At 64.5% G+C, this 4,026-nt stretch carries 5 protein-coding genes; 3 read left to right on the top strand and 2 right to left on the bottom strand.

Annotated elements, in window-relative coordinates; translation table 11 throughout:
- The 3 genes from Q0L94_RS12640 to Q0L94_RS12630 all read left to right on the top strand — a co-directional run.
- The coding region (locus tag Q0L94_RS12640) for a biotin--[acetyl-CoA-carboxylase] ligase (protein WP_296753737.1) at positions 1–1,009 on the top strand (1,009 nt) is incomplete at its 5' end.
- A 14-nt stretch (positions 1,010–1,023) separates the two neighbouring features.
- Entirely contained in the window at positions 1,024–1,740 is a 717-nt protein-coding gene (locus Q0L94_RS12635) for a type III pantothenate kinase (RefSeq protein WP_296753735.1), read from the top strand.
- Positions 1,737–2,390 (top strand): hypothetical protein, encoded by a 654-nt coding sequence (locus Q0L94_RS12630; RefSeq protein WP_296753734.1) that lies wholly within the window; start codon positions 1,737–1,739, stop codon positions 2,388–2,390. Before Q0L94_RS12635 ends, Q0L94_RS12630 begins: the two co-directional genes overlap by 4 nt.
- On the opposite strand, the gene ubiA is transcribed toward Q0L94_RS12630, so the two are convergent.
- On the bottom strand, positions 2,387–3,277 hold the full coding sequence (ubiA, locus tag Q0L94_RS12625) for a 4-hydroxybenzoate octaprenyltransferase (protein ID WP_296753733.1): 891 nt from the start codon (positions 3,275–3,277) through the stop codon (positions 2,387–2,389). The two genes, Q0L94_RS12630 and ubiA, sit on opposite strands and share 4 nt — an antisense overlap.
- Entirely contained in the window at positions 3,274–3,807 is a 534-nt protein-coding gene (locus tag Q0L94_RS12620; protein WP_296753732.1) for a chorismate lyase, read from the bottom strand. Before Q0L94_RS12620 ends, ubiA begins: the two co-directional genes overlap by 4 nt.
- Positions 3,808–4,026 lie beyond the last annotated feature (219 nt).

The raw sequence follows: 4,026 nt of genomic DNA, 5'->3' as shown, positions 1-4,026 counted from the left end.
TAAAATCCGGCTGGTGAACACCCGAACCAACAAAGCCCTGTTCCCGATCCTGCGCCGCCTGTCTGACGGCCGGTTCCATTCGGGCCAGGCGCTGGCGCATGAATTCGGGCTTTCGCGGGCCAGTATCTACAACGTGCTTGGTCAGTCGGAGTCGATGGGGCTGACGGTCCACGCGGTGCGTGGACGCGGCTACCGCTTGCCCGATCCCGTGGAGTGGTTGGACGGCGATGTCGTCGCACGCCACTTGGGGCCCCTTTCATCAGCCTATACGATAGGCGTATGCGACAGCGTGGAATCGACCAACACGGCTCTGATGTCAGCCGCCTTGAGCGGCGCTGCGGATGGCACTTTGCTGTGTGCCGAACACCAGCAATCCGGCAAAGGCCGGCGTGGCCGGAATTGGTGTTCGGCGCTGGGGGGCAGCCTGACGTTTTCGTTGCTGTGGCGTTTCGACAACGGCCTGCAATCGCTGGCGGGATTGAGCCTCGCGGTGGGATTGGCGATTGCGCGTGCGGTGAACCGCCACAGCCGCCACCCGGTGCGCTTGAAATGGCCGAACGATGTGCTGGTGGACTACCGCAAGCTGGCCGGGATTCTGGTCGAAGTGCAGGGCGACATGCACGGGGCGGCCTTCGCCGTGGTAGGTATCGGATTGAATGTCCGGCTGAACGAGGCGCAACGCGATGCGATCGATCAGGCGGTAGTCGATCTGGCCGAAATGGGGGTGACGACGGGGCGCAATCAATTGCTGGCAGACTGCCTGCAGGAACTGCATGCCGTGTCGACCCTGTTCCGTCAACACGGCTTCGCGGCCCTGCGCGAGGATTGGCTGGCGCTGGATGCGTATGCCGGCAAGGCGGTGGCGCTGCTGTTGCCGGATACCCGCAGCGTTCAGGGGGTGGCATCGGGCGTGGACGAAACGGGGGCATTCCTGCTGCGCGACAGGCAGGCCAATATGAACGCCTACAGCGGCGGCGAGATCAGCCTGCGCCTGGACGCCGGACGATGAGCGGACGCCGCCTGTTGGTCGATGCCGGCAATTCGCGGCTGAAATGGGTGGTGAGCGAAGGCGGACAGTGGCGCGATCAGGGCAATAACGATTACGCCGATTTGTCGGGCTTCATGCAGCGCCTTGCGCCAGGAATCGACTGCGTCATCGCCAGCGTGGCGCGCGCCACCCACGAGCGGAAGCTTGCTGCGCTGCTCGGGGCATCGGGCATCGTCCCCCGCTGGCTGTCGGCTGAAGCCGGTTTTGCCGATGTGAAAAATACTTACACGGAGCCTCGGCAACTGGGCGTTGACCGTTGGATGGGTCTGATTGCCGCGCGCCAGCGTACCCGTTCGCCCGTCCTGGTGGTGTCGGTCGGGACGGCGATGACGGTGGACGCTCTGGCGGCGGACGGGGTTTTCCTGGGCGGGCTGATCGTGCCCGGCCTGTCCCTGATGCAACAGGCACTGCAGCAGGGCACCGCGCGCGTGACGGTATCGGCGGGGGTGTGCCGGACATTCCCGCACAATACGGCCGACGCGGTGCAAAGCGGCATCGTCGCCGCGCTGTGCGGCGCGGTTCAACAGCAGTATGCGCACCTGGCTGACGTCGCCGGAGTGCCGCCGCGTTGTCTGCTGACAGGCGGCGATGCCGAGAAGGTTTTGCCGCATTTGAAGATATCTGCCGAACATGTGCCCGCGCTGGTGCTGGAAGGCATCGATCATGTTGCCGGGGAGAGCTTGTCACGATGAAATGGATAGTCTGGGTATTGCTGGCCCTCAACCTTGCGGTGGCGGGGTTTTTCATCGGGCGTGCCTATTGGCCGCAGGCGGCATCTGCGCAGAATGCGCCGATGAACGTGGACCGCCTCAGCCTGCGCAGCCAGTCGGCGCCCGCATCGAGAGTGGCACCGCAGCAGCAGGCGGTGCAGGCAGAGGCCTTGTGTGTGGAATGGCGCGGGTTGAGCGAAGAGGAATACCCTCAGGCGCGCGAACAGCTCAAGGCGTTGGCGAATGAACGCGTGATGTCGTTTACCGAGGTGCCGCTGAATACCCGGCATTGGGTGATTTTCCCGCCGCTACCCAGCGCCGAGTCGGCGGGCGCCAAGTTGGGCGAGCTGGCGGCAGCGGGTGTGCAGGATGCCTTTGTGGTGAGGGACGGTGTCTGGCGCAATGCCATTTCGCTCGGCCTGTATGCCAACGATGAAGCCGCGCGCCGGAGGGTGCGCGAAGTCGAGGACAGGGGCGTGCTCGGCACGCGTGTCGAATTGCAGCCGCGCCAGGGTACGGAATATTACTTCGTGATTCGCAGCGAAGATCCGGACGCACTGAAAAGCCTGGGCGGGATCAAGCAGGCCTATCCGAACAGCCAGCAGTCGCGGGTCGCCTGCCCGTCTTATTAAAGAGCTTGCTGGAACAGGCCCTTGCCGCGCAGCAGAAAGTCCAGTGCAATGCCACCGAACACCGCGGCGCCGAGCCAGGTGTTGTGCAGGAACGCGCGAAAACATTGCTGCGGGTCGCGTTGCCGGATCAGCTTCATATGATAAAGCGCGATCGCCGCTGCCACCGCCAGCCCGCCGTAGAACGCCATGCCCATTTCCCGTTGCAGCCCGACCCAGGCGAGCAGCCCCAGCATCACCGCATAGCACACGGCAATGGCGGCGAGATCGAAGCGGCCGAAGGTGATCGCCGAGGTCTTGATGCCGATCTTGAGATCGTCCGCACGGTCGACCATTGCGTATTGCGTGTCGTAGGCAATCGCCCAGAAGATATTGGCCGCCAGCAACAGCCAGGCTTCCAGCGGGACTTCGCCCCACAGCGCGGCATAGCTCATCGGGATGCCGAAGCCGAATGCGATGCCGAGATAAGCCTGTGGAATCGCAAAGAAACGCTTGGTGAACGGATAGCTGGCGGCCAGAAACAGCGCGACGACCGACAGTCCCAGCACCAGATTGTTCAGCGGCAGGATCAGCAGAAACGCCAGCAGGGACAAGCCGGCCGCCAGCAGCAGGGCCTCCTTCGGCGACACCTTGCCGGTTGCCAGCGGACGCTCGCGGGTACGCGCCACGTGCGGATCGAAATCGCGGTCAGCGTAGTCGTTGATGACGCAGCCGGCCGAGCGCATCAGCACCACACCGATGGCGAATATCCACAGGATCGGCCAGTCCGGATCGCCGTTGCTGGCGAGCCACTGCGCCCACAGCGTGGGCCACAGCAGCAGCAGGATGCCGATCGGCTTGTCGAGCCGCATCAGTTTTTCATAGTGGGACAGGCGTTCGGTCAGGGTCATAGCGCGTAGATGGCGGGCAGAAAGACTTCGGTTACCAGTAGCGGGTGGCTGTCGAGGCAGAAAACGGAACGGCGCGCCCACAGGCTGGCCGTGCTCACTGCCTGCTGCCTTGCCGTGGCGCGATACAGCGGATGATCGCGCCGCACGCGGCGGTAAGCCAAGGGCTGGCGCTCGATGCGATGGTCGCTGAACAGGGCCTCGCCGAGCGACCGGCTGCCCAGCCGCGTGATGCCGCTCCAGCCGCCGCGCAGACCGGCAGGCGGCAGCACGCTGTGGGCAAACACCACCGGCACGCCGTTGCACAGCAGCATGACTTCGCGCACATAGGCGCGGTGGCCCGGCGTCATGCCCAGCAGCGCGTATTCGTCGGCGTGGGCGCGCGCCATCCCGACGGCAAGCGGCGCGACGCGAAACGATGCGCAGCGCGATTTGAGGCGCTGGGTGAGCGAACCGTGATCGCTGAGCCAGCTGCGCAGCGAGCGCGGAAGCGAGTGCGGGTGGGCAAGCCAGCCCTGCCGGGAATCGAGCACGGCGTGCGGTTCACAAAGCGGAAAGTGGGCATTATGCCGCAGCCCGGCGATGAGCGCCCCAGGGCGTGTCAACACGCCCTAGTGTCGTGACTCAGAAATATCGCAACATGAAACGGCGTCTTTTTCCGCATGGCGGCGTTGCTCGTCGTTGCCATAGAGCCGGCTATGTCGCCCACCCGCAAGGGGTAGGCCGTGGTTGTAAAGCCGATAAATCGGCAA

The sequence above is a fragment of the Thiobacillus sp. genome, assembly GCF_024708915.1.
This window is presented reverse-complemented; position numbering and strand designations above follow the sequence as displayed.